Source organism: Flavobacterium sp. KMS (assembly GCF_000813005.1).
Classification (GTDB): Bacteria; Bacteroidota; Bacteroidia; order Flavobacteriales; family Flavobacteriaceae; genus Flavobacterium.
The window spans coordinates 101,128-122,915 of the sequence record NZ_JSYP01000007.1; the positions used below are offsets into that span (position 1 = coordinate 101,128).

The window sequence follows — 21,788 nt, forward strand, 5'->3', positions numbered from 1 at the left end:
ATCTAATTAATAATTTAGCTTTAAAATTTTAGCTAAATCAAAATTATTCTGATTCCAATTTAAAATCATTCACAGCAAGACATAAAAATATAGTCATAAGACTTTCTTGCAAACACAGAATTCTGAGGCTTTCAATAATGGATAAATATCTATAGCTTCTTTTTTTTTAGAAAGTAGAAAAAGTGAATCAATGAAAAACTAATTAATCGGGATTAGAAATCGGAATACTCTATCTGAATGAACTATACGCTCGTTTATTTCCAATAAAAAAACCACTCGCTTGAGTGGTTTTCTGTGTGAAGGCAGAAGGATTCGAACCTTTTACTAGATGTAAAGTGATCTAGTTGTAACATCATGTTTTGATTTCTGCATTGAAAACCTTGTTTAGAGTATTGAAAAACATTCAACAATTAAATTCTACTTTAAAATGTTATACTTTAAACTTGAAAATCATATTTTCAAGTTTAGAATATGAAATATCTGGATTTGCTCCTGGTGCCTCGGCCACTAAAGCTCCAACTGCACAGGCAAAATCTATAGCTGCCTGAGGTTCTTTTCCAGTAAGTAATGAGGTGGTTAATGCAGCTAAAAATGAGTCACCTGCTCCCACTGTATCTGCTACTTCAACAGGATAACCTCCATTTTCATAGAGTTTTGCTTCCCACATTAACAATGCACCGTGTTTACCCTTAGTTACACACATTGCAGTAACATTTGTTTTTTCTGCGATAAAATGCATATTGTCTTCCAAACTTGTAAAAGGCGACTCCATCGCTGCAGTAATCTCTAACAATTCTTCATCATTAAACTTTATAAGATTCGCTGAATACATTAATTGCTCCAAAATCTCATAAGAATAATGTGGCTTTCTTAAATTAACATCAAAAACTTTATAGACTTTTGTTTGTAACAGTTCTTCAAGAGACCTTCTCGATACTTCGTCTCTGCAAACCAAACTACCGTAAATTAACACATCAGCATCAGCTACTATTTTTTTAGCCAAATCATTCAATACGATTTTATCCCAGGCCGATGGATAGGCAATATCATAAGTAGCAGAACCACGCTCGTTTAATGTAACATTTACCAATCCGGTTGGAAAATTTTCAGATTGCATAATCGCATCCGTTTCAAGTCCCAGACTTTTGACTTGATTGATAATCGCTTCTCCATCATTATCTTTTCCTGTACAACTAATCATGGCTACATCACAACCTAATGTTTTCATGCGCAAAGCGACATTAAGAGGCGCTCCACCAATCTTTTTTTCATTGTCAAAAACATCCCAAAGCACCTCTCCATAGGCTACTGCCTTAAGAATTTTTCCGTTATTCATTCTAAAATCATTTTATATTAATATTGTTTTTATTGGAAATTTCTTTAGATTACTCAACCAAAAAAAATTTGCCCTTGTAGTTATTAACTTCCAATAATTCTTTATGCCAAAAATTAATTAATATCCTGGATTTTGTTTGTACAATCCCTGACTGAAATTAATTTGCTTTAACGGAATTGGGCAATACTCTTCTTTATGTGCATCAAAAAAAGCATCCTGATAATAGGTACGTTTTGTTTTTTCTTCTGTATAAAATTTATTCATCACTTCATCAGTTACACCCCAGCGCACTAAATCAAAGAAACGATTTCCTTCCATCGCCAGTTCTAAACGACGTTCCCAACGCAATGCTTTACGGGCAAAATCTTGTGTCCAATTGCAATTGCTTCCGTCTACATAAGTGTTGATCTTAAAGTTTTTTGCATACGGAAGTCTTCCTGTACTTTGAGCTGCTCGTTCCCTGATTTGATTGACTAATGGCAAAGCTTCTGATTGTCTTCCTAATTCAATCAGGGCTTCAGCACGCATTAAGATTACATCAGCATAACGAATTTGTATTCTGTTTTTTGAGTTTCCATAAAACGGATCAATATTGACCACACAACTACAACTTGGTGCTACGTTTTCTTTTAATGAGGCAAAATAACCATACGTTCCTGGAGATCGTACCCAGGCTTCTACGTATAAAAATTCAGGATCGTATTTATATGGCAGACCTGGCATTGCAACTGTATGATATAATCTGGGGTCAACCGTATTGGCATCTCTATCTTTATAATCAAAATCCTGATCGTTATATGTATCAAACTCAGGTAAACCATTCATTCCTGTTTTAAAAGCATTTACTAGGTTCTGGCTTGGTTTATGAAAATCGCAACATCCTAAACCTTGCGGAGTAGAAAGCACATCTGAAAAATTTAATCTTCCGTATAAAGTTCCATCGTTATCAGAAAATTGAATCGAAAAAATTGATTCTGCTCCATTTTCAAAAGCTCCTGGTAAAAAGTTATTGGCAAAATCAGGTTCTAAACTCGCTTTTCCTATTACTTTATCTGTAGCTGCGATTACTTCTTGCAAATGCTGTTGGTTAATCCCTGTAACCTTATAGGTTTCATCTTGTGTATAGGCCTGATACAAACGAGTCTTGGCTAAATAGGCATAAGCCGCTTTTTGAGTCGCACGCCCCACTTGTGGCTGTATTTCTGGTAAAGCAGTGGCTGCAGCCTGAAAATCTTCGGCAATTTTATTCCAAAGCTCTTCGTTTGAAAGTACTTTGTTTGAGATGGTTTTATAATTTTCAATCGGAATATCTTCTGTGATATAAGGAACGCTTCGGAACATAATTTTCAGCATAAAATAAAAATGTCCTCTCAAGAAGCGCATTTCTGCCATTCGTGTTTTTTTCAACGGATAATCTGCCTCTGAAATTTTCTCCAATGCTTTCAAAGCTTTATTAGCCCTTGAAACTCCGACATAACTGATGTACCAAAAATTGTCCAGTTCAGCAAAATCTGGTCTGATATTATTAGAGACTTCAAAAAAGTGAAAATCCTGAAGATCATTTGTACCGCTTCCGCCTTTGTATGCATCATCTGACCGAACATTCCCAAAAGGCCATAAACTGTATGGCGAATCATAATGGTCATTCCCTAATTGTGCATAAGCAGCATTCATAAATCCTTCGACAGTTGTTGGCGTAACAATATCTTCCTCTGACAGTACTCCACGAGGATCATTCTCCAGAAAATCTGAACAGGAAGCAAACATTCCCAGTATTAAAAAACCTGTTATATATAATATCTTTTTCATGTTTTTTGATTTAATCTTTTATTATAAAGTAAAATTAAGACCAGCAGTAAAAGTCGTTGGCTGTGGATATCCAAATCTTGCATTTTCTGGATCTACACCAGTAAAACTTTTAGCATCAATGATTAATAAATTTTGCCCGCTGATATAAAACCTAAAACTGTCAAAATTCATTTTTTTTAATAAATCTTTCGGCAAACTGTATCCAAATTGTAAGACACGAAGTTTAAGATAGCTTCCGTTTTCTACATAATAAGTTGAAAATCTAGACTCTGCATTTCTATCTACGGTTGTTAATGCCGGAATAGTAGAATTTGGATTATCTACAGACCAAGCGTTTAACAAACGAGTTCCTTTGTTAGAACCTACATCATCTACGCTCCAGAAATCAGTTTGATACTTGGTATCATTAATCACATCAACATTACTTGCTCCTTCCCAGAAAGTAGTAAAATCCCAATTTTTATACCCTAGCCCTAAATTAAAACCATACAATAAACCTGGGTTTGGATTTCCTATCCAGGTACGATCCTTATCTGTAATAACTCCGTCTCCGTTTAAATCTTTGTAACGAATTCTTCCTAGGCCTTTTCCTTCCTGATAGGCTGAATTATCTACTTCGTCCTGACTTTTAAACAATCCGTCAGTAACATAACCGTACATGGAATTGATTGGTCGTCCTAAAATATTATCATCCAATCCGTCCCCTCCGTAGTTATTTCTTACTTCGTCTGGTAATTTTGTAATCTTGTTTTTATTAGTAGAAATATTTGCTGAGATATCATATTTTAATCCAAATGATGTTTCGTCATGGTATCCTAAAGTAAATTCCCATCCTTCATTTTGCATCGAAGCACCGTTTACCCAACGATTTCCTCCTTCGCCAATTACACCTAAATAAGCTGGTAAAACCAAAATATCATCTGTTTTTTTGATGTAATAATCTACAGAGCCGCTTAATTTTTGTTTGAATAATCCAAAATCTAAACCAATATTGGTTTGCGTAGTAGTTTCCCATTTTAAATCATCATTTCCTGACTGAGTTGCAATAAAACCAGACGGAAGTAATCCGTTTCCGTTTCCTGCAATATCATAAGCAGTACCATAAGACGTTGCCCATGTTGGGCTTCCGCCTGCATAGCTAGCTAAGTACAAACTATAAACAGCAGTATTACTGATTTCCTGATTTCCTGTTTGTCCCCATCCTGCGCGTAATTTTAAATCAGAGAAAACAGGCGCATTATTTTTGATAAAATTTTCATTGCTGATTCTCCATCCTGCTGAAACTGCGGGAAAAGTTCCGAATTGATTGTTTTTACCAAAACGAGATGATCCGTCACGACGAATAGTAGCCGAAAGTAAATAACGGTTATCAAATTCATAATCAACTTTTCCGAAGAAAGATAACAAAGAATATGCTGTCGATGTTCCGCTTGTAAACGATTCTCCTGTTCCTGCATCAGGATACATATAATCTGGTGTTTCAATCAAAAAATCATTTTTGCGCAAAGTAGTTGTGTCATAAACATCTTTGTACATCTCCGTTCCTGCCATTAAATTCAGGTTACTTTTTCCAAATTTCAAACTATAAATTGCAGTATTAGTCCATGTCCATTTGTCGCTTACCGACTCATCAATTGTAACTGATGTCTGATCGTTTTGCAAATAACCTGATTGGTAACTTCTTTGCAAAGTGCGTTTTTTATAAAACCCGTAATCGATACCAAAACTACTCTTAATATGAAGGTTTTTGATAATCTCTAAATCGGCATACATATTTCCGAAAAGACGCAAATAATCGTATTTATTATCTTTATTATATTCTAAAATGCGAACTGGATTTTGTCTGTCATTCATTCCACCAACTGGACCTCCCCATCCTTTTCCGTCAACAGTATGTACTGGAATTATGGGTAAGGCACGAAGCGCAGGATCTAAAACTAAGGGATCTGTAACTTCGTTGGTACGGGTCATGGAGAAATTTTCTCCAATAACCAGTTTTCCGTCAAAATATTTATAAGAACCATTCATTCTTGCAGAAATTCTTTCAAAATCGGTTGTTTTTACAACACCATCATTTCCATAATATCCCAAAGAGAAAACATAACTTCCTTTGTCTGATGCGTTTGAAACTGATAAATCATATGAATTTGCAATTCCTGTTTGCGAAATTGCATCGTACCAATCTGTATCCGAAGCTTTCAGCGTCTGAGCAGCATCTAAATATTCTGGAATCAAAACTTTGTTTAATTGTGGTTTGTTATTATTTACTGACCAGTCAAACTGATAGCGTAAATTATTGTTGTTCGGGTTTAATCCGTCGTTGATATTTGCCTGCCATAAGGCCTGACCAAATTGATTAGCATTCAATACATCAAGCTTTCTCGAATAATTAGAAATAGAAGTATAAGTACTAAAATTAATTCTCATTTTACCTTCTTTTCCTTTTTTGGTCGTAATGATAATTACACCGTTTGAAGCGCGAGAACCATAAATACTAGCTGAAGAAGCATCTTTTAAAACCTGAATCGTTTCAATATCATTTGGATTTAACTCGTGCATTCCGGATTTAGTGGGCATCCCGTCAATAACATACAAAGGATCGGTGTTGTTTAAAGTTCCTACACCGCGAATCACTACTTTAGTGTTTCCTCCGCTCGGCGAACCGTCAGACGTAATTTTTACCCCCGCTACTCTTCCTTGTAGCGCTTTTATTGGGTTGGGTTCCGGTTGTTTCATGACTTCCTTCATGTTTACAACCGCAACAGCTCCGGTAATATCCGTTTTCTTTTGTTTTGAATATCCTGTTACAACAACTTCATTAAGTTGATTGCTATCAACTTTTAAAGTTATATTTAATGTTTTTTGATCCTTTACGGAAATGGATTGTGGTGCATATCCGATAAAAGAAATAACAATTACAGCATCTGAATTAATCTTCCCAAAAGAAAAATTTCCGTCAAAATCTGTTATTGTACTGGTATTTGTACCTGAAACAATTACAGTTGCTCCCGGGAGCGGCATTCCATCATCAGATGAAATTACTGTTCCTTTAATCCCGCTTTCCTGTGCTGTCATCACCAGCATGTGAAAGAAGAAAAATAGAAAATATATGATTTTATTTTTCATAGTTAGTGGTTTAGTTTTTAGTTATTCTATCTTTAATTGGCTAATTACGAGATCACTTAATTCGATCGTTCCAAAAAATTTTGCTTAACACATAAAAACATAGTTTTCTTTCTTTTGAAAGAGAGTAAAAAGAAACACGTTTCTCACACATAGCCATGTGAATTTAAACAAGTGAAACGCCTACTTTTTTAGCGTACAAAATCTATATTTCTATGTGTTGAAATCAATTATATTAATTTATATTTAATTGGTTAATTTCTAAATTACTCAACTCAACCCCACTGTTTGAAGAAACAGAAAAAGAGGTATAAGGCTGGTTTGGAAAAAAGATTTCAGTGATTACTTTTTCGCCATTGTTGTAAAATATTTCAATCGATGTTTTGTCTAAAATGATTTTAAAGACACCTTCTTTTTGATTTCCGTCTAAAGCTGCTTTAGTTATCGTTGAAGCAAACTTATCCGAGAAATCAATTTTTCCAGATTTCGAACGATCCACAAATAAATTGTGATCTGCATTATTAATCCCGAAAGTCAACGATTCTCCTCCTGCATTCGAAAGTGTAAATGTGTACGTATCCTGTTTAAGATTTTTTATATTAAAATTAATTATAGCCTTTGTTAGATCGATTTTTCCTGCTTCAGCAATCGATATTTTCCCTTTTCCTTTCAGGCTTTTAACTTTTATTGTTTTAGTAATATATTTATTAATTTCTTTTACAGGATTATTGATTAAAACGTAATCATTTCCTTTTTTGATTACCTCAAGTTCACGTGCAATTGTCGTAGCACTTCGCCAAGATTGTGTCGGAACTTCTTGTGCATAATCCCAATTTGACATCCATCCTATAAACAATCGTCGCCCATCTGCAGCAGGAACATTATTCCATGTCACACCTGCATAATTATCTTTTCCGTAATCCAGCCACGCCGCTTTTTCGATAGCTATTTTTTTAGCAAAATTAGATTCAAGCGTAAAAGTTGTTCCGTCGAAATCACCAATAAAATATTGTGTTCCTGAACCTCCGTTGGCGCCACCCGGATTTAAATTCTGAATTAAAACCCATTTGGTTTCATTGGTTCCTTTTACTTTTATCTCAAAGAAATCAGGACATTCCCAAACACCTCCGTGAGCACCAATATTTTTTCCGAACTCAGATAAATAGTTCCAGCTTTTAAGATCCTTAGACGCATAAAATTGATTTCGGTCCTGTGCTGCCAAAGCCATGATCCATTGTTTATGAGTTTCATCCCAGTTTACTTTTGGGTCACGGAAATCACGAATCCCGGGGTTTTTCAAGACAGGATTTCCTTCCTCAAATTTCTGCCATGTAAAACCGTTGTCGTTCGAATACGCAATATCCTGCTGTTCAACATCAATCTTGCCTTCTTTTTCTTTTGTCATATCATGTAGCGTGTAGATCGCCACAATTGGAGCTGTTTTTCCGGTACCTAAACCTGAAGTGTTCTGTGTATCTACAACAGCACTTCCAGAAAAAATGTATTTGTCTTTGTCAGGATAAAGTGCAATTGGCTGCTCTTTCCATTTAATTAAATCTTTACTAATTGCATGCCCCCAATGCATGGGGCCCCAAACACTTTTTTCAGGATAATGCTGATAAAACAAATGATAATATCCGTCTGCATAGAACATTCCGTTAGGATCATTCATCCAACCCTTTTTTGGTGTAAAATGAAAATTAGGACGGTACATATTTTCCTCAGCTGGAGCTGATACCGAAACAGCAGTTGTTTGCGCAACAGCAGAATACGGTTTACAACCTCCTATTGAAAGTACGATTGCACTATAAAATGCCAGCGGTAGATGTTTAATTGATTTCATGTTTTTTTATTTTTTTTCTGGTTAAATTTTCACTTAATACTTCTAAAGAAATTCCTTTAGTTTCTGGCATTATAAAAATGACAAAGAGTAATTGCAGCACCATCATCAATGCAAAAATTAAGAATACTACATCCGGTCCAATTTCTGAAAATAACATTGGGATTAAAGAAGGTATAATCGCAGCCAAAACCCAGTGTACTGAACTCCCAAAAGCTTGTCCCGAGGCGCGAATGTGATTTGGGAAAATTTCTGAAATGAAAACCCAGATGACGGCTCCCTGACCAATAGCATGTGATGCGATAAATAAGAAAAGAAAAGTAGGTACTGATAATCCCCCCCAATTGTAATAAAATGAAGCAGAAACCAATCCTAAGGAAATAATATATCCAATTGAACCTATGTACATTAACAACTTTCTTCCTAATTTGTCAATTAATGCAACTCCGATTAAAGTAAATATAAGATTGGTTATTCCGATTCCGATACTGCTCAGTAAAGCTGTATTTTGTCCTAAACCTGCTTCTTCAAAAATTCTTGGTGCGTAATATAAAAAGGCATTAATTCCTGAAAACTGATTAAAAAATGCAATAAAAAAAGCCAGCATTAATGGAAAACGGTATTTTTTCATGAAAATATTCTCATGCTTGGTAACTCCATTTTCTCTTGAATCATCCATGATGTCTTTAAGATCTGCAGTAGGATCAATTTTAAACAAGACTTTTCGGGCTTCTTCATCACGATTTTTAGACAATAACCATCTTGGACTTTCCGGAATTGTAAGTATAAAAAGAATATATATAACAGATGGGATTGCCTGAACACCTACCATCCAACGCCAGGCATTTTCTCCTACATCTTTTAAAAAATAGTTTGATATGAAAGCAATTAAAATTCCCAATACAATATTAAACTGATACAATGCTACTAATCGGCCGCGTTTATCAGCAGGAGCAATTTCAGACACATAGGCAGGAGCTGCAATAGTGGATGCTCCAACACCTAAACCTCCAATAAATCTGAAAGCAGCAAAAACATAAGGGTCATTTGCAAAAGCGGCTCCAATGGCAGAAATAAAATATAAAATTCCAATCCAGAACAATGTTTTTTTACGTCCTATTTTATTGGTCGGAATCCCTCCAAAAATAGCTCCAATAACAGTTCCCCACAATGCCATTGCCATAACAACAGATCCGTGAAAAGCATCAGATGAATGCCATAAAAGCTGTAATTGTTTATCAGCTCCAGAAATAACTACGGTATCAAAACCAAATAGAAAACCTGCTAGTGCAGCAGTAATAGACCAAATCAATATCTTATTCATTGTAGATGTATTAAAAACTTGTCGCTAAGATATTCGCAAAAAAAACAACTTATTTTTAATGATGTTACAATTAAATTCTATAATTATTGATGGTTTGATACTTTAAAGTCAAGCGACTCATTCACAAGTTCTTATGTAAATTAAAATTAATTTACGAAAACCGTGTAGTTTCGATTTTGTTACATTTAATACAAAATTGATACATGAAATTATACGTTTTTCTACTAATTTGAATTAGAGGATTTGTATTCTTTTGGCGAAATTCCAAATTTATTCTTAAAAGCAGTAGAAAAATAGTTTGGAGTAGAGAACCCAAGTGAGTACGCAATTTCAGAAATATTCATCTCATTTGATTTTAAAAGCTCTGCAGCTTTCTCTAATTTGACATTATTAATATGATCACTAATATTTATACCAATAATTGCTTTTACTTTACGGTACAACTGAACTCTGGAAACACTTAGTTTATCTGCCAAATCCTCAACAGAAAATTTAGGGTTTTCGACATTCATCTTAATAATATCATTCATTTTGGTAATGAAAGTTTGTTCCTGATAACCAAATTTTGATTCAGGTTCGATGCGATAAATGTTATTGGTATAATAATAACGTAGTTTTTCCCTATTGAAAAGTAAACTCGAAATAGATTGTTTTAGAATAGAAAGACTAAAAGGCTTGGTAAGATATTGATCTACACCGCTCTGCAATCCTTTTAATACTGACTCTTTATTACTTTGCGCTGTTAAAATAATAATTGGGATATGAGAAGAACGTAAATCCTTTTTCAATTCTTTGCTAATTTCATAACCGTCTTTATCGACTAGATTAATATCGCAAATGATGATATCTGGAACTATTTCCATTGCTTTTTCAATAGCATCGCTTCCGTCAGAAGTATGAACGATATATTCATTTGATAATTTAGCTTTTAGAAAAGTAACCAAATCATTATTGTCTTCTATAATCAAAATTGAATGTTTCTCTGCGTTAGAAATGATATGTACATCATTTAAATCCGATTCTATATCTAAATTATCTGTTATTAAATTTGGACCTATATTTAAATTTTCGGCTTTATTTAGTATTTCTGAAGGCTGTAAATGACTATTTCCTTTTAATAAAGTGATTACAAATTCACTTCCCTGCTTCGATTTTAGTTCGATAGTACCGTGATGCAAAAGCACAAATTCTTTAGATAAATGAAGTCCGATTCCTGAACTATTTTTATTATTATTTGAAGCTTTAAAAAAGGGACTAAACACATTAGATATTTCATTTTCAGGAATTCCGATTCCGGAATCCTTGCAACTAATTTTAACAGTATTATCTTGATTTTCAACAATCGAAATAATAATTTTTCCGTTGTCTGGTGTAAACTTAAAAGCGTTAGAAAGCAAATTAAAATACACTTTATCCATCAATCCATTATCGATAAAAAGCTCCAGATTTTTATTTTTACAAATGAGCTGAAAATCAATATTTCTACGAACTGCTTCTCCTTTAAAATTGATCATTATTTCACTAGTGAAATCATAAATCTTAGTATTTGAAGCTCTTAACGTAAATTTTTGCTCTTCTATTTTTCTAAAATCCAACAACTGATTTATTAATCGCAATAATCTGTTCGAATTTTTATGTATGAGTTTTACTTCATCAATAAGTGTCGTTCCTTTAATTTTTTCATTCTCAATTAACGACTCCACATAACTCATAATAAGCGTTATAGGGGTTTTAAATTCATGCGACAGCCCAGTAAAGAAATTCAATTTGGCTTCGTTACTTTTTTCAGCAACTTTAGCCATTTCCTGAATTTCATTATTTTGATCTACTACAGTCTGATTGATACGTTCTAGTTGTTTTTTCTTTCTTGAAATCGAAATCGTCGAATAAATACTGTAAATCGTCAAACTTAAAATAATCACTAAGAAAAAACTCAGTAACCTTACCAGATTATTCTGCGACGCATATTCTCTTTCCTGCACTTTTATTGCTCCTTGCTGTGATTCAATAACTACTTGTTGCTGATCGACTTTATCCATTTGGTTTTCGATAATTTCAGCATTATTGTGGTCAATCACAATGGTATTAAGGATATTATTTTTAGAAATTGGTTCTTTATTGTCCAGTTTCAAAGCCAGTTTCAACGCTTCGTTTCCTCCTGTCGGGTATAAAATAGTCCCGTCTAAAACCCCACTTTTAACTAATTCGATTCCGCCATTGACAGAATTTAATCCGTCGACACCCAAAAATCTTATTTTATTTTCTAACCCTACAGTTTTGGCCGTTTCCCAAGCACTCAATGCCATGCGGTCATTATGGGCAAAAATATATTCAATGTTAGGATTTTGTAAAAGAATGTTTTTTAATGGTGCATTAACGGATTCTTTTTCCCAATTGCCGTGAATCACACTTACAACATTAAAACGCTTATTTTCTCTAATAATCTGATCAAATCCAAGGCTGCGTTCATATGCCGGCGATGAGCCGCTTGCACCAGTAATTTCAATAATTCTACCAGACCCTTTACTGTGCGAAATAATGTATCTGGCAGCAATTCTTCCTATTTCGATATTATCAGCTCCTAGATAAGCAGTGTAGTTTTCGCCATCAATTTTGCGGTCTACTACCAGAACCGGAATTCCAACTCTTATCGATTTTTCTACAACGGCAGTTAAGGGTTTTGATTGAATTGGTGATACAATAATTACATCTACTTTATCAGCTATAAACCTTTCGATATCTTCAATTTGTTTCCCAACATTATTATTGGCATCGCTAATCTTTAAATCGACTTCAGGGCGTAATGATGCTTCAATTTTCATTGAGCTCGTCATTTGCTTGCGCCAATCATCTGTAGTCATAGCCTGAGAAAATCCAACCTTTATTTTATCTCCTTGTTTTTGACTGCAGGAAACTAAACTTAATGATGCTAAAAAAAGCAGCAAAATATATTTTACAAGTGAATACATGAAATTATGAGTTTATGTAAATGAAAATGAGTTTCAAAAATAAATACCTTCTTAGACCAACAACCTGTCAAAATAATTAGGAAGGATTATTTTGTACTGACAAGCGGGAAGGCAATATATAATTGGGTAAAATTAAACTTTTATTTGATGTACACAAATCTTATCAGATATCTGTAAACAAAAAATACCAAACGATTAAAAACCTGTTACCAACTCTAGAAGGGCATTCAAAAAAAACATCAATTTGATTTGAAATAAATTAATTTAAATAAAAATTAATAAGCATAAAACAAAAAGCTCAAAAATGAAAAAATTTAAATACATCTAACCAGTTTTATTAACACAGAAGAGTTCAAAATTTCATATAAACAAAAAAAACCACTCGATTGAGTGGTTTTTCGTGAAGGCAGAAGGATTCGAACCTTCGACCGCCTGCTTAGAAGGCAGGTGCTCTATCCAGCTGAGCTATGCCTCCATTTTATTTCTAACTTAACCTAGACTTAACTTATTCAAAATAAGCATACTTTTATCCAGCTAAGCTATACGTCCTTGTATTTTAACAGAAAACCCGCTAATTTAGCGGGTTTTAGTGTGAAGGCAGAAGGATTCGAACCTTCGACCGCCTGCTTAGAAGGCAGGTGCTCTATCCAGCTGAGCTATGCCTCCATTTGTTTTAAAACTCAATGGAAAGTTTTTGTCGGGGTGGCAGGATTCGAACCTGCGGCCTCCTGCTCCCAAAGCAGGCGCGATAACCGAGCTACGCTACACCCCGAAGGCAAAATTTTAATCGCGGAGAGACAGGGACTCGAACCCTGGCACCGATCACTCGATGACAGTTTAGCAAACTGCTCCATTACCACTCTGGCACCTCTCCAACGCTCAAGAAACGTGTTCTGTTTTGCGGTTGCAAATCTAAGACATCATTCCGTATCTCACAAGTATTTCGGAGACTTTTTTCAATATTTTTTCATCTTTTTTCAAAAGCACTTCACTATCAAACAAATAGAATTATATAAATTTTACTAATAATTTAAAAACACAATCAAAACACTCAAAATTTGAATTTGTTTAAATAAACATTAAATTTGCTTCATTAACTAAATCACACAGAAAATGAACAAAAGAGTTGTTATTGTTTCTGCCGTTAGAACCCCTATCGGAAGTTTCATGGGAGGATTATCTACAGTCTCAGCCCCAAAATTAGGTGCTGTCGCTATTAAAGGAGCTTTAGAGAGAATACAATTAGACCCAAATTTAGTTGATGAAGTATTCATGGGTAACGTAGTACAGGCAGGAGTTGGTCAGGCTCCAGCACGTCAGGCAGCTTTATTTGCTGGATTATCTAATGAAGTAGCTTGTACAACTGTAAACAAAGTTTGCGCATCAGGAATGAAAGCAGTAATGTTTGGTGCTCAGGCAATTGCTTGTGGCGATGCCGAAATCGTAGTTGCTGGAGGAATGGAAAACATGAGTTTGATTCCACATTATGTACAAATGCGTAACGGAACTAAGTTTGGTCCAACTACAATGGTTGACGGAATGCAAAAAGATGGTTTGACAGATGCTTACGATAACAACGCAATGGGAGTTTGCGCTGATTTATGTGCGTCTGAATATAACATCAGCCGAGAAGATCAAGATAATTTTGCCATTCAATCATATGAAAGAAGCGCAAAAGCTTGGGACGCAGGAAAATTTGATTCAGAAATTGTTCCAGTTGCCGTACCACAACGAAAAGGAGATCCGATAATCGTATCAAAAGACGAAGAATACACTAATGTTAAGTTAGACAAAATCCCTTCATTAAATGCAGTTTTTACCAAAGACGGAACTGTAACTGCTGCAAACGCTTCAACAATAAATGATGGTGCAGCTGCTGTAGTATTAATGTCAGAAGAAAAAGCAATTGCATTAGGTTTAAAACCGCTTGCTTACATAAAAGGCTATGCCGATGCTGCACAAGAACCAAAATGGTTTACAACAAGTCCGGCAAAAGCATTACCAAAAGCATTAGATAAAGCTGGGATTTCAATAAGCGATGTAGATTATTTCGAATTCAACGAAGCCTTTGCAGTTGTTGGATTAGCAAATTCAAAAATATTAGATCTAGATAACGATAAAGTAAACGTAAATGGTGGTGCCGTTTCATTAGGACATCCACTAGGTTGTTCAGGAGTTAGAATTATCGTAACTTTAATCAATGTTTTAGAACAAAACAATGCCAAAATTGGTGCTGCAGCTATTTGTAATGGTGGTGGTGGAGCTTCGGCAATTGTTATCGAAAGAGCATAAATAAATATCAATCAGGAGTTATTACATAATAATAACTCCTGATTCTTAACTCATAAAACACCTTAAATGTTCGGAATTTGTAATCTAGCCATAGTGCCTGTTCGATTTGAACCAAGTGATAGAAGCGAAATCGTTACCCAAGTTTTATTTGGAGAACACTTTGAGATTCTGGAACAGCAAAATCAATGGTCTAAAATTAAAATCCAATTCGACGATTACGAAGGTTGGGTCGATTCCAAACAATACCAAATAATATCCGAGGCAAATTATAACTTACTATCTTCGGATGCACAAATACTAAATGCCGATTTAATCGACTATATCACGTCACCAAATAATTTATTATTACCTATTCCGCTTGGTGCATCACTAACCTTTTTGAACAATAGCGAGATAAACACTTCAAATTTTGAATTTGAAGGCACAAAAACCAGCGGTATAAAACCTAAGAAAAGTTTAATAAACACCGCTTTTATGTACCAGAATGCACCATATCTTTGGGGAGGGAAAACTCCTTTTGGGATAGATTGCTCTGGTTTTACACAAATGGTTTACAAACTAAACGGATATAAAATTAAACGCGATGCATCGCAACAAGCTTTAGAAGGAGCTCCTTTAAGTTTTATTGAAGAAAGCGAAGCAGGCGATTTAGCCTTTTTTGACAATGAAGAAGGAAACATCACGCACGTAGGTATAATCATGGACAACAACTACATCATTCACGCCAGTGGAAAAGTACGAATTGACCGTTTAGACCATTTAGGAATTTACAATCCCGAAACAAACAGACACACTCATAAACTGCGTGTTATCAAAAAGATTATCTAATATTTCTTCCTTTACAAATTACAGAAACTTCATAGCTAGTTTATACATAGCCTAAGCAACTTACGTACAAAAATCAGACTAAACTTAAAACAATTAGAATGTCAAATGCACCAGAAATAATCGCAGAAATTGATAATTTTTTAGATAAGTATTCACTGAAGAAAAACACATTAACATCTCAGGATTTAATTAATTATATCGAAGAGAAATGGCATCAGGCTGACGATGAAAAATACAACATCCATCAGGGAAGTATTTTTATTGGCAGGATGATAAATGAATATATAAGATTACAAGACTATAATAATATGCAAAGATGGCTGGATATGATGAACCTTCATTCCCTATCACAAAAACACCCAGATTACATAAACAATTATTATAATGGCGAATGTTGTTTAGAATGCGGTAACGAAGAAAAAGCATTAGAATACCTTCATTTATCCTATAAAGAAAACCCAGAATATCTATTTACCAGAGCGCCATTTTGTTTTGAGTTTTTCAATAAACATCTTGAAAACCCTAAAGAGCTTCCAGAAAAGGAACAAGATGATGAAATCTATTACAACACAATCAACCTAAAAGATTGGCAGTTATTTTTTAGTGAAAACGAAGAAACACTAGATTACGTTATATTAGACGAGGATTCAGATGAAATTGAAGAACATTCTACAGAACACAATAACGGAATAGAATATTTACAAAACAACCAGACCAGAATTCTAGAAAGCATCCTTTCTGAGCTTTTAAGCAAATACCCCGAATTACAAGAAATCTATGATTATCCAGAGGATGAAAAACAAGATTTCATGCCAGATATATCTCAAATAAAAGATTTCGCAGATTTATTATCCCCATCTACTTTTTATATAACATCCGTATTTAAAGATGATATTCCATACATTGGTTATATGTTTTCTTGCTCTTGGGATCAGGAACACGGATTGGGCGTAATGACACATAAAGACAAAATAATAGAAATAGGCGGTGCTGACACTGCATTCTCAACTTGGTCAGCAGAAGAAGATTTAAAGAAAAACTAATTGTTTTACTGCAAAGGACGCAAAGATTCACACAACATTGTCATTTCGACGCAGGAGAAATCTTCGCTAGTAGCTCGCCAAAGATTATGGAGTTTCTCATGGAGATTTCTCCTGCGTCGAAATGACAAACAGGATGGATAATTGTAATAAATTTGTAAAAATCAGTTCAATTCGAGACTAACTTTTCAGTACAAATCACCTTATTTAATTAAGACGTATCACTTTTCTAAATTCCGAAGGACTATTCCCTCTTTGTTTTTTAAAGAATTTATTAAAGTGGCTTTCATCCGTAAAACCAAATTCATACGCAATTTCGTTAATTCGTTTATCACTAAACTGCAAACGATGCTCTATGAGTTTCGTTTTATAATTACTAATATATTGCTGCATGGTTTCATTGGCATGTTTCTTAAAATAACGCCCTAAATAGGTATTCGAAATCCCAAAATATTCACTTAGCGATTCTGCTTTTATTCTTTCAGGATAGTAAATATTATTCTGAATATATTGTAAAATATCCATTGCTTTAGCCTCACACCCAATATTTACCTGCTCCGGCAAATACTTCGCAATATTTCTGGCAACAATAATAATTAAAGTGTTCACCAATTGCTGAATCAACTCCTTATTATAAACATCTTTATCCTGATGCTCACGACAAATAGCTTCAATCATCACCTTTACCAAACATTTATCAGCATCATTTTTCAAAATACAACCAGGCTGATGATTGGCATTTTGTAAAATATATTCCAAACGCTGAATATTCTCATTCTGCAAACTAGAATTTTTCAAATAAATATCATTGAATCTCAAAAAGAAAAACTTCGTTTTAGTCTCAATCGTAAAATTATGGCAATCCTCAGGAGTTAGTAAAAACATATGTCCAGCATCGTATTCAAAAATATTCTTGTTGATACATTGCGAACCCGTTCCTTCCAAAATATAAACCAATTCAAAGAAATTATGACGGTCTCCAACATCAGGATATTCATCCAGAGTTTCAAAAGAAACCGTAAAAGGTTCGTATAAATTTTCTTTCTTCATAATACCGCTTAATTAATTGAGTTTGCAAATATACCTAAAAAACACAAACATATACAAGTTAACAGTCTTAAAAACAGTATAATTTTGCCAAACAAATTTTAAGCATCAAAATACAACATCATGGAATATAAAAAATTAGGCAATACAGAACTCGAATTATCAGCAATTACATACGGCGCATTTGCCATTGGTGGTACAATGTGGGGCGGAAACGAAAAGAAAGATTCAATAGCATCAATACACGCCTCAATCGATAATGGAGTAACAACATTAGACACCGCTCCATTCTACGGATTTGGATTAAGCGAAGAAATGATTGGCGAAGCCCTAAAAACACAAGACAGAACAAAAGTACAACTACTAACTAAATTTGGACTAGTTTGGGACGGAAGCAACAACGGAAAAGGAGAATTCTTTTTTGATGCCGAAGACAACGGAAAACAAATCCCTGTATATAAATACGCTTCCAAAAACAACATTATAAAAGAAGTCGAAGAAAGCTTAAAACGCCTTCAGACCGATTATATCGATTTATTACAAATACACTGGCCAGACGCAACAACACCCATTAGCGAAACCATGGAAGCCATGGAACTATTAATCCAACAAGGAAAAATAAGAGCTGCCGGAGTTAGTAATTATAGTACAGCTCAAATTCAAGAAGCACAAAAAACAATACAATTAGCATCAAATCAAGTATCATACAGCATGCTTAATCGCAGTATCGAAACCGATTTAATTCCACTAACAGTTGCTGAAAACATTGGTATTATTGCTTACAGCCCAATGGAAAGAGGATTGCTTACTGGAAAATATTTTACCGATAGTAAACTAAAAGACAACGACCATCGTAATGGATATTTTAACCAATTCGACCTCGTAAAAGTAAAAACACTAGTCGAAGAACTAAGCTCATTGGCCAATGCCAAAAATGCAACATTAGCACAATTAGTTTTACGTTGGACAACATTACAAAAAGGAATTACAATAGTTTTAGCAGGTGCTCGAAATGCCGAACAAGCAATTTCTAACGCAAAAGCAATGGATTTCGATTTATCAGCATCAGAACTTGATTTTATTAATCAGGCAATTTCAAAAACAAAATAAAAAAAATTTGGGTGTGACCCCGCACTCTCGAAACCTCGAAAGCGGGGTCGGGTCATCCGCTAAATCTTTTATTTTTTAAAGGAAAAAAATAAAAGGATACCGCTGCTCCCCCTCACACAAAACCAATAATGCAATTAGAAGATTAAAAAATGAAAAAAATATTTATTATTAACGGCGGACAAAATTTTGCTCATTCAGGAGGAAGATTCAATCAAACCGTTACCGATTGGACAATCGAATACCTAAAAAGTAAAAACTACGAAATAAAAACAACCGATATAAAACAAGAATTCGATCTGGATCAAGAAGTTGAAAAATTCGTTTGGGCAGATGTCGTCATTTATCACACACCCGTTTGGTGGTTTCAGGTACCAAATGGTTTCAAAAAATACATCGACGACGTATTTACAGCAGGACACAATAAAGGAATTTACAAAAGTGACGGTAGAACCAGAACAAATCCAGACATTAATTACGGAACTGGCGGACTTTTACACGGGCGTAAATATATGCTAACCACAAGCTGGAATGCTCCCGCAGCAGCATTTACACTTCCCGGAGAATTCTTCGAACAAACATCTGTAGATGATGGAGTAATGTTCGGTTTTCACAAAATGAATAAATTTGTAGGAATGCAAAAATTAGATGGATTCCATTTTCATGATGTCGAAAAAGGCGCTACTGCCGAAAATATTGGTATCTTTAAGCAGGAATATACTACACATTTAGAACAAACTTTTAAAACCTTATAATCATGATTTCAATTACAGCCATTATTAAAAGTAAAAAAGAAAGTATAGAACAAGTAAAAACTTTGGTTGAAAATCTGGTAAATCAAACCCGAAAAGAAGACGCTTGTGTGCGTTACGATTTACACAACGCCGAAAATGTTTTTATCATTTGGGAAGAATGGAAAGACCAATCAGATCTTGACATACACGACAATCAACCTTTCTTACTAGAGTTCATTACAAAAAGTGAAAATTTACTTTCAGCACCAATTCAAGTTTACAAAACAGTGCAAATACTATAATCAAGAAGATGAAAGCACTTTTTATAAATACTTACGAATCTGAATTTGTAAGTACAGATATTAAAAAACCAACTCCTAAAAAAGGAGAAGTATTGGTTAAAATACACGCAAGCGGCGTAAACCCAATCGATAACAAAATCAGAATTGGAGTTTCTCCATATGCATCGCCAGTATTACCAGCTATTTTAGGTACAGACCTTGCGGGAGTAATCGAAGCAATTGGCGAAGGTGTAACCCAGTTCAAAGTTGGTGATGAAGTTTACGGGCTAGCAGGAGGTGTTTTAGGACTTCAAGGAACTCTAGCAGAATACACCGCTGTCGATGCTGATTTGTTAGCCATAAAACCAAAAAACCTAACCATGAAAGAAGCTGCCGGAATTCCGCTAGTAGTACTTACAGCTTGGGAAGGTTTAATCGACAGAGCAAAAGTAAAAAAAGGAGACAAAGTCCTTGTACATGCAGGAGCTGGTGGAGTTGGACACATTGTGGTACAACTTGCCAAAACTCTAGGTGCAGACGTTTATGCAACAGTTTCTAAACAAAAAGAAGATATTGTAAAATCGTATGGAGCAACGCCTATTGATTACAAAACCACTCAAGTCGAGGATTATGTAAACCAATACACAGACGGAAAAGGTTTTGATATTATATATGATACCGTTGGAGGTCAATCTCTTGACGATTCATTTAAAGCCATTCGTCATTATGGTCAAATTAGCAGCTGTTATGCTTTTGGAACACATACCCTTGCAACAAATTCGCTACGTTCAGCAAGTCTTCATGGTGTTTTTGTATTACATCCAGCAATCAGTGGCGAAGGACGAAAACATCATAGTGATATCCTGACACAAGCTGCAAAATTATTCGAAGAAGGAAAATTAAAACCTCTTATCGATCCTCGAAAATTCACTTTAGACAATGCCATCGAAGCCCATAAAGCAGTGAGCGATGGTTCTTCTACTGGACGAATTGTTGTAGATATCGTTTAAATTTATAGGTCTTCAATTTCCATGACTTGTCGTTGGTTTTAACCAACTGTTTAATAACAATAATAAAAAAGGCTTTAGCCGAATCTATAGTGATTCTGCTAAAGCCTTTTTTTAGATTATTTAATCCCGCCAAAAGCACCAAAACACATATTCTTGTGTAAGATTTCGACACTCCTAAAACCTACCTTTTTCATTAAATCCAACTGGTAATTCATCGATCTGGGCGAATCTTCTTTGGCAACATAATCTAATACGTTTTTACGATATTCTTTTCCTCCTAAACCTTCTAGGTAATCACCATATCTTTCCCAAGTATATTCATTTAGCAACTCCGTATCTTGGGTAATTAAATCCGAAATCATAAAACATCCACCAGGTTTTAATAGTTTAAATATCTTAGTAAATGTAGTTTCCCAATCCTGATCATCACGTAAATGATGCAAAACTGCTCCAGCCAAAATAATATCATAATGATTCTCCTGTAATTCGACTTCACGAATATCACCTTGCTTCACCTCTACCCTTCCATTAGTTTCATCAGACACTCTTTCAAAAGCTTTATCTAACATTGGTTTACTCAAATCAACCAAAGTGCAATTTAAATCCGAAACTTTCGAAAGCATCATCAACGTATAATTTCCTGCACCACAACCAATATCCAAGATGTTTTTTGCATTAGGAACAATTCTCTTAGAAGCTTCTGTTATAAGTTCCAACGAAATTTTAGCATCAATTGTAGATAATTGACCCGTATCTAAATTTGAAAATCGCTCGACATCATTATCAAAACGTTCCCTAATTTCTTTAGTAGTTGATTTTTCCATAATTTTTGTTTTAGGTTTTCACGCAGATTAAGCAGATAATCGTAGATATTAAAATCTTTTTAATCTGGAGTGGCTAAAAAAATAATCCGCTCAATCTGCCAAATCTGCGTGAAACATTTTTTTTCAAAAGTCTTCTTTTGATATATACTTCAAAAATACTTGTTTCATAATTCATCAATGCACACCAAATTTATAAAACTACGTCATCTAAAATATTTTTTGGC

At 34.5% G+C, this 21,788-nt stretch carries 15 protein-coding genes and 4 tRNA genes; 7 read left to right on the plus strand and 12 right to left on the minus strand.

Going from position 1 to position 21,788, the window contains the following annotated elements; all coding sequences use genetic code 11:
• Positions 1 to 430: 430 nt before the first annotated feature.
• From OA93_RS08830 to OA93_RS08875, 10 genes are all read right to left on the minus strand, one after another.
• A complete protein-coding gene (locus tag OA93_RS08830; RefSeq protein ID WP_039112811.1) occupies positions 431 to 1,336 on the minus strand; it encodes a carbohydrate kinase in 906 nt (301 codons plus the stop codon).
• A 117-nt stretch (positions 1,337 to 1,453) separates the two neighbouring features.
• Positions 1,454 to 3,145, minus strand: coding sequence for a RagB/SusD family nutrient uptake outer membrane protein (locus OA93_RS08835; protein WP_039112813.1), 1,692 nt, complete (start codon positions 3,143 to 3,145; stop codon positions 1,454 to 1,456).
• 21 nt (positions 3,146 to 3,166) lie between these two features.
• Positions 3,167 to 6,271, minus strand: a complete 3,105-nt coding sequence (locus OA93_RS08840) for a TonB-dependent receptor (protein ID WP_039112814.1) — start codon at positions 6,269 to 6,271, stop codon at positions 3,167 to 3,169.
• Between the two features lie 232 nt (positions 6,272 to 6,503).
• Positions 6,504 to 8,111, minus strand: coding sequence for a glycoside hydrolase family 32 protein (locus OA93_RS08845; protein ID WP_039112815.1), 1,608 nt, complete (start codon positions 8,109 to 8,111; stop codon positions 6,504 to 6,506).
• Positions 8,098 to 9,432, minus strand: a complete 1,335-nt coding sequence (locus tag OA93_RS08850; protein WP_039112816.1) for a sugar porter family MFS transporter — start codon at positions 9,430 to 9,432, stop codon at positions 8,098 to 8,100. Before OA93_RS08850 ends, OA93_RS08845 begins: the two co-directional genes overlap by 14 nt.
• Before the next feature lie 224 nt (positions 9,433 to 9,656).
• Positions 9,657 to 12,401 (minus strand): substrate-binding domain-containing protein, encoded by a 2,745-nt coding sequence (locus tag OA93_RS08855; protein WP_039112817.1) that lies wholly within the window; start codon positions 12,399 to 12,401, stop codon positions 9,657 to 9,659.
• A gap of 401 nt (positions 12,402 to 12,802) precedes the next feature.
• Positions 12,803 to 12,876, minus strand: a tRNA-Arg gene (locus OA93_RS08860).
• 117 nt (positions 12,877 to 12,993) lie between these two features.
• Positions 12,994 to 13,067, minus strand: a tRNA-Arg gene (locus OA93_RS08865).
• 31 nt (positions 13,068 to 13,098) lie between these two features.
• A tRNA-Pro gene (locus tag OA93_RS08870) sits at positions 13,099 to 13,173 on the minus strand.
• A gap of 18 nt (positions 13,174 to 13,191) precedes the next feature.
• Positions 13,192 to 13,275, minus strand: a tRNA-Ser gene (locus tag OA93_RS08875).
• Between the two features lie 239 nt (positions 13,276 to 13,514).
• On the opposite strand from OA93_RS08875, the gene OA93_RS08880 reads away from it, so the two are divergent.
• The 3 genes from OA93_RS08880 to OA93_RS25260 all read left to right on the plus strand — a co-directional run bounded on the left by OA93_RS08880 (position 13,515) and on the right by OA93_RS25260 (position 16,564).
• A complete protein-coding gene (locus OA93_RS08880; protein WP_039112818.1) occupies positions 13,515 to 14,693 on the plus strand; it encodes an acetyl-CoA C-acyltransferase in 1,179 nt (392 codons plus the stop codon).
• Between the two features lie 66 nt (positions 14,694 to 14,759).
• Positions 14,760 to 15,521, plus strand: coding sequence for a C40 family peptidase (locus OA93_RS08885; RefSeq protein ID WP_039112820.1), 762 nt, complete (start codon positions 14,760 to 14,762; stop codon positions 15,519 to 15,521).
• A gap of 98 nt (positions 15,522 to 15,619) precedes the next feature.
• On the plus strand, positions 15,620 to 16,564 hold the full coding sequence (locus OA93_RS25260) for a hypothetical protein (RefSeq protein WP_205625775.1): 945 nt from the start codon (positions 15,620 to 15,622) through the stop codon (positions 16,562 to 16,564).
• A gap of 204 nt (positions 16,565 to 16,768) precedes the next feature.
• On the opposite strand, the gene OA93_RS08900 is transcribed toward OA93_RS25260, so the two are convergent.
• Positions 16,769 to 17,611 (minus strand): AraC family transcriptional regulator, encoded by an 843-nt coding sequence (locus OA93_RS08900; protein WP_039112821.1) that lies wholly within the window; start codon positions 17,609 to 17,611, stop codon positions 16,769 to 16,771.
• A 120-nt stretch (positions 17,612 to 17,731) separates the two neighbouring features.
• Here OA93_RS08900 and OA93_RS08905 point away from each other — a divergent pair, with 120 nt between their 5' ends.
• The 4 genes from OA93_RS08905 to OA93_RS08920 all read left to right on the plus strand — a co-directional run bounded on the left by OA93_RS08905 (position 17,732) and on the right by OA93_RS08920 (position 20,740).
• Positions 17,732 to 18,718 (plus strand): aldo/keto reductase, encoded by a 987-nt coding sequence (locus tag OA93_RS08905; protein ID WP_039112822.1) that lies wholly within the window; start codon positions 17,732 to 17,734, stop codon positions 18,716 to 18,718.
• Between the two features lie 149 nt (positions 18,719 to 18,867).
• Positions 18,868 to 19,470 carry an NAD(P)H-dependent oxidoreductase gene (locus OA93_RS08910; RefSeq protein WP_039112823.1) on the plus strand — a complete coding sequence of 201 codons (603 nt, stop codon included), beginning with the start codon at positions 18,868 to 18,870 and terminating at the stop codon, positions 19,468 to 19,470.
• A gap of 2 nt (positions 19,471 to 19,472) precedes the next feature.
• Positions 19,473 to 19,751: a putative quinol monooxygenase gene (locus tag OA93_RS08915; protein WP_039112824.1), complete on the plus strand. Its 279-nt coding sequence runs from the start codon at positions 19,473 to 19,475 to the stop codon at positions 19,749 to 19,751.
• Between the two features lie 8 nt (positions 19,752 to 19,759).
• Complete coding sequence (locus OA93_RS08920; protein WP_039112825.1) at positions 19,760 to 20,740, plus strand: zinc-dependent alcohol dehydrogenase family protein; 981 nt, start codon at positions 19,760 to 19,762, stop codon at positions 20,738 to 20,740.
• A gap of 116 nt (positions 20,741 to 20,856) precedes the next feature.
• Here the strand turns inward: OA93_RS08920 and OA93_RS08925 are convergent, their stop codons facing one another.
• Positions 20,857 to 21,564, minus strand: a complete 708-nt coding sequence (locus tag OA93_RS08925) for a class I SAM-dependent methyltransferase (protein WP_039112827.1) — start codon at positions 21,562 to 21,564, stop codon at positions 20,857 to 20,859.
• Between the last annotated feature and the right edge of the window lie 224 nt (positions 21,565 to 21,788).

Bases quoted from the DNA above. Each gene is read 5' to 3' on its own strand.
- OA93_RS08880 (WP_039112818.1), top strand. From the start codon at position 13,515: ATGAACAAAAGAGTTGTTATTGTTTCTGCCGTTAGAACCCCTATCGGA.
- OA93_RS08855 (WP_039112817.1), bottom strand. From the start codon at position 12,401: ATGTATTCACTTGTAAAATATATTTTGCTGCTTTTTTTAGCATCATTA.
- OA93_RS08835 (WP_039112813.1), bottom strand. From the start codon at position 3,145: ATGAAAAAGATATTATATATAACAGGTTTTTTAATACTGGGAATGTTT.
- OA93_RS08850 (WP_039112816.1), bottom strand. From the start codon at position 9,432: ATGAATAAGATATTGATTTGGTCTATTACTGCTGCACTAGCAGGTTTT.
- OA93_RS08840 (WP_039112814.1), bottom strand. From the start codon at position 6,271: ATGAAAAATAAAATCATATATTTTCTATTTTTCTTCTTTCACATGCTG.
- OA93_RS08925 (WP_039112827.1), bottom strand. From the start codon at position 21,564: ATGGAAAAATCAACTACTAAAGAAATTAGGGAACGTTTTGATAATGAT.
- OA93_RS08900 (WP_039112821.1), bottom strand. From the start codon at position 17,611: ATGAAGAAAGAAAATTTATACGAACCTTTTACGGTTTCTTTTGAAACT.
- OA93_RS08830 (WP_039112811.1), bottom strand. From the start codon at position 1,336: ATGAATAACGGAAAAATTCTTAAGGCAGTAGCCTATGGAGAGGTGCTT.
- OA93_RS08905 (WP_039112822.1), top strand. From the start codon at position 17,732: ATGGAATATAAAAAATTAGGCAATACAGAACTCGAATTATCAGCAATT.
- OA93_RS25260 (WP_205625775.1), top strand. From the start codon at position 15,620: ATGTCAAATGCACCAGAAATAATCGCAGAAATTGATAATTTTTTAGAT.
- OA93_RS08910 (WP_039112823.1), top strand. From the start codon at position 18,868: ATGAAAAAAATATTTATTATTAACGGCGGACAAAATTTTGCTCATTCA.
- OA93_RS08885 (WP_039112820.1), top strand. From the start codon at position 14,760: ATGTTCGGAATTTGTAATCTAGCCATAGTGCCTGTTCGATTTGAACCA.
- OA93_RS08915 (WP_039112824.1), top strand. From the start codon at position 19,473: ATGATTTCAATTACAGCCATTATTAAAAGTAAAAAAGAAAGTATAGAA.
- OA93_RS08845 (WP_039112815.1), bottom strand. From the start codon at position 8,111: ATGAAATCAATTAAACATCTACCGCTGGCATTTTATAGTGCAATCGTA.
- OA93_RS08920 (WP_039112825.1), top strand. From the start codon at position 19,760: ATGAAAGCACTTTTTATAAATACTTACGAATCTGAATTTGTAAGTACA.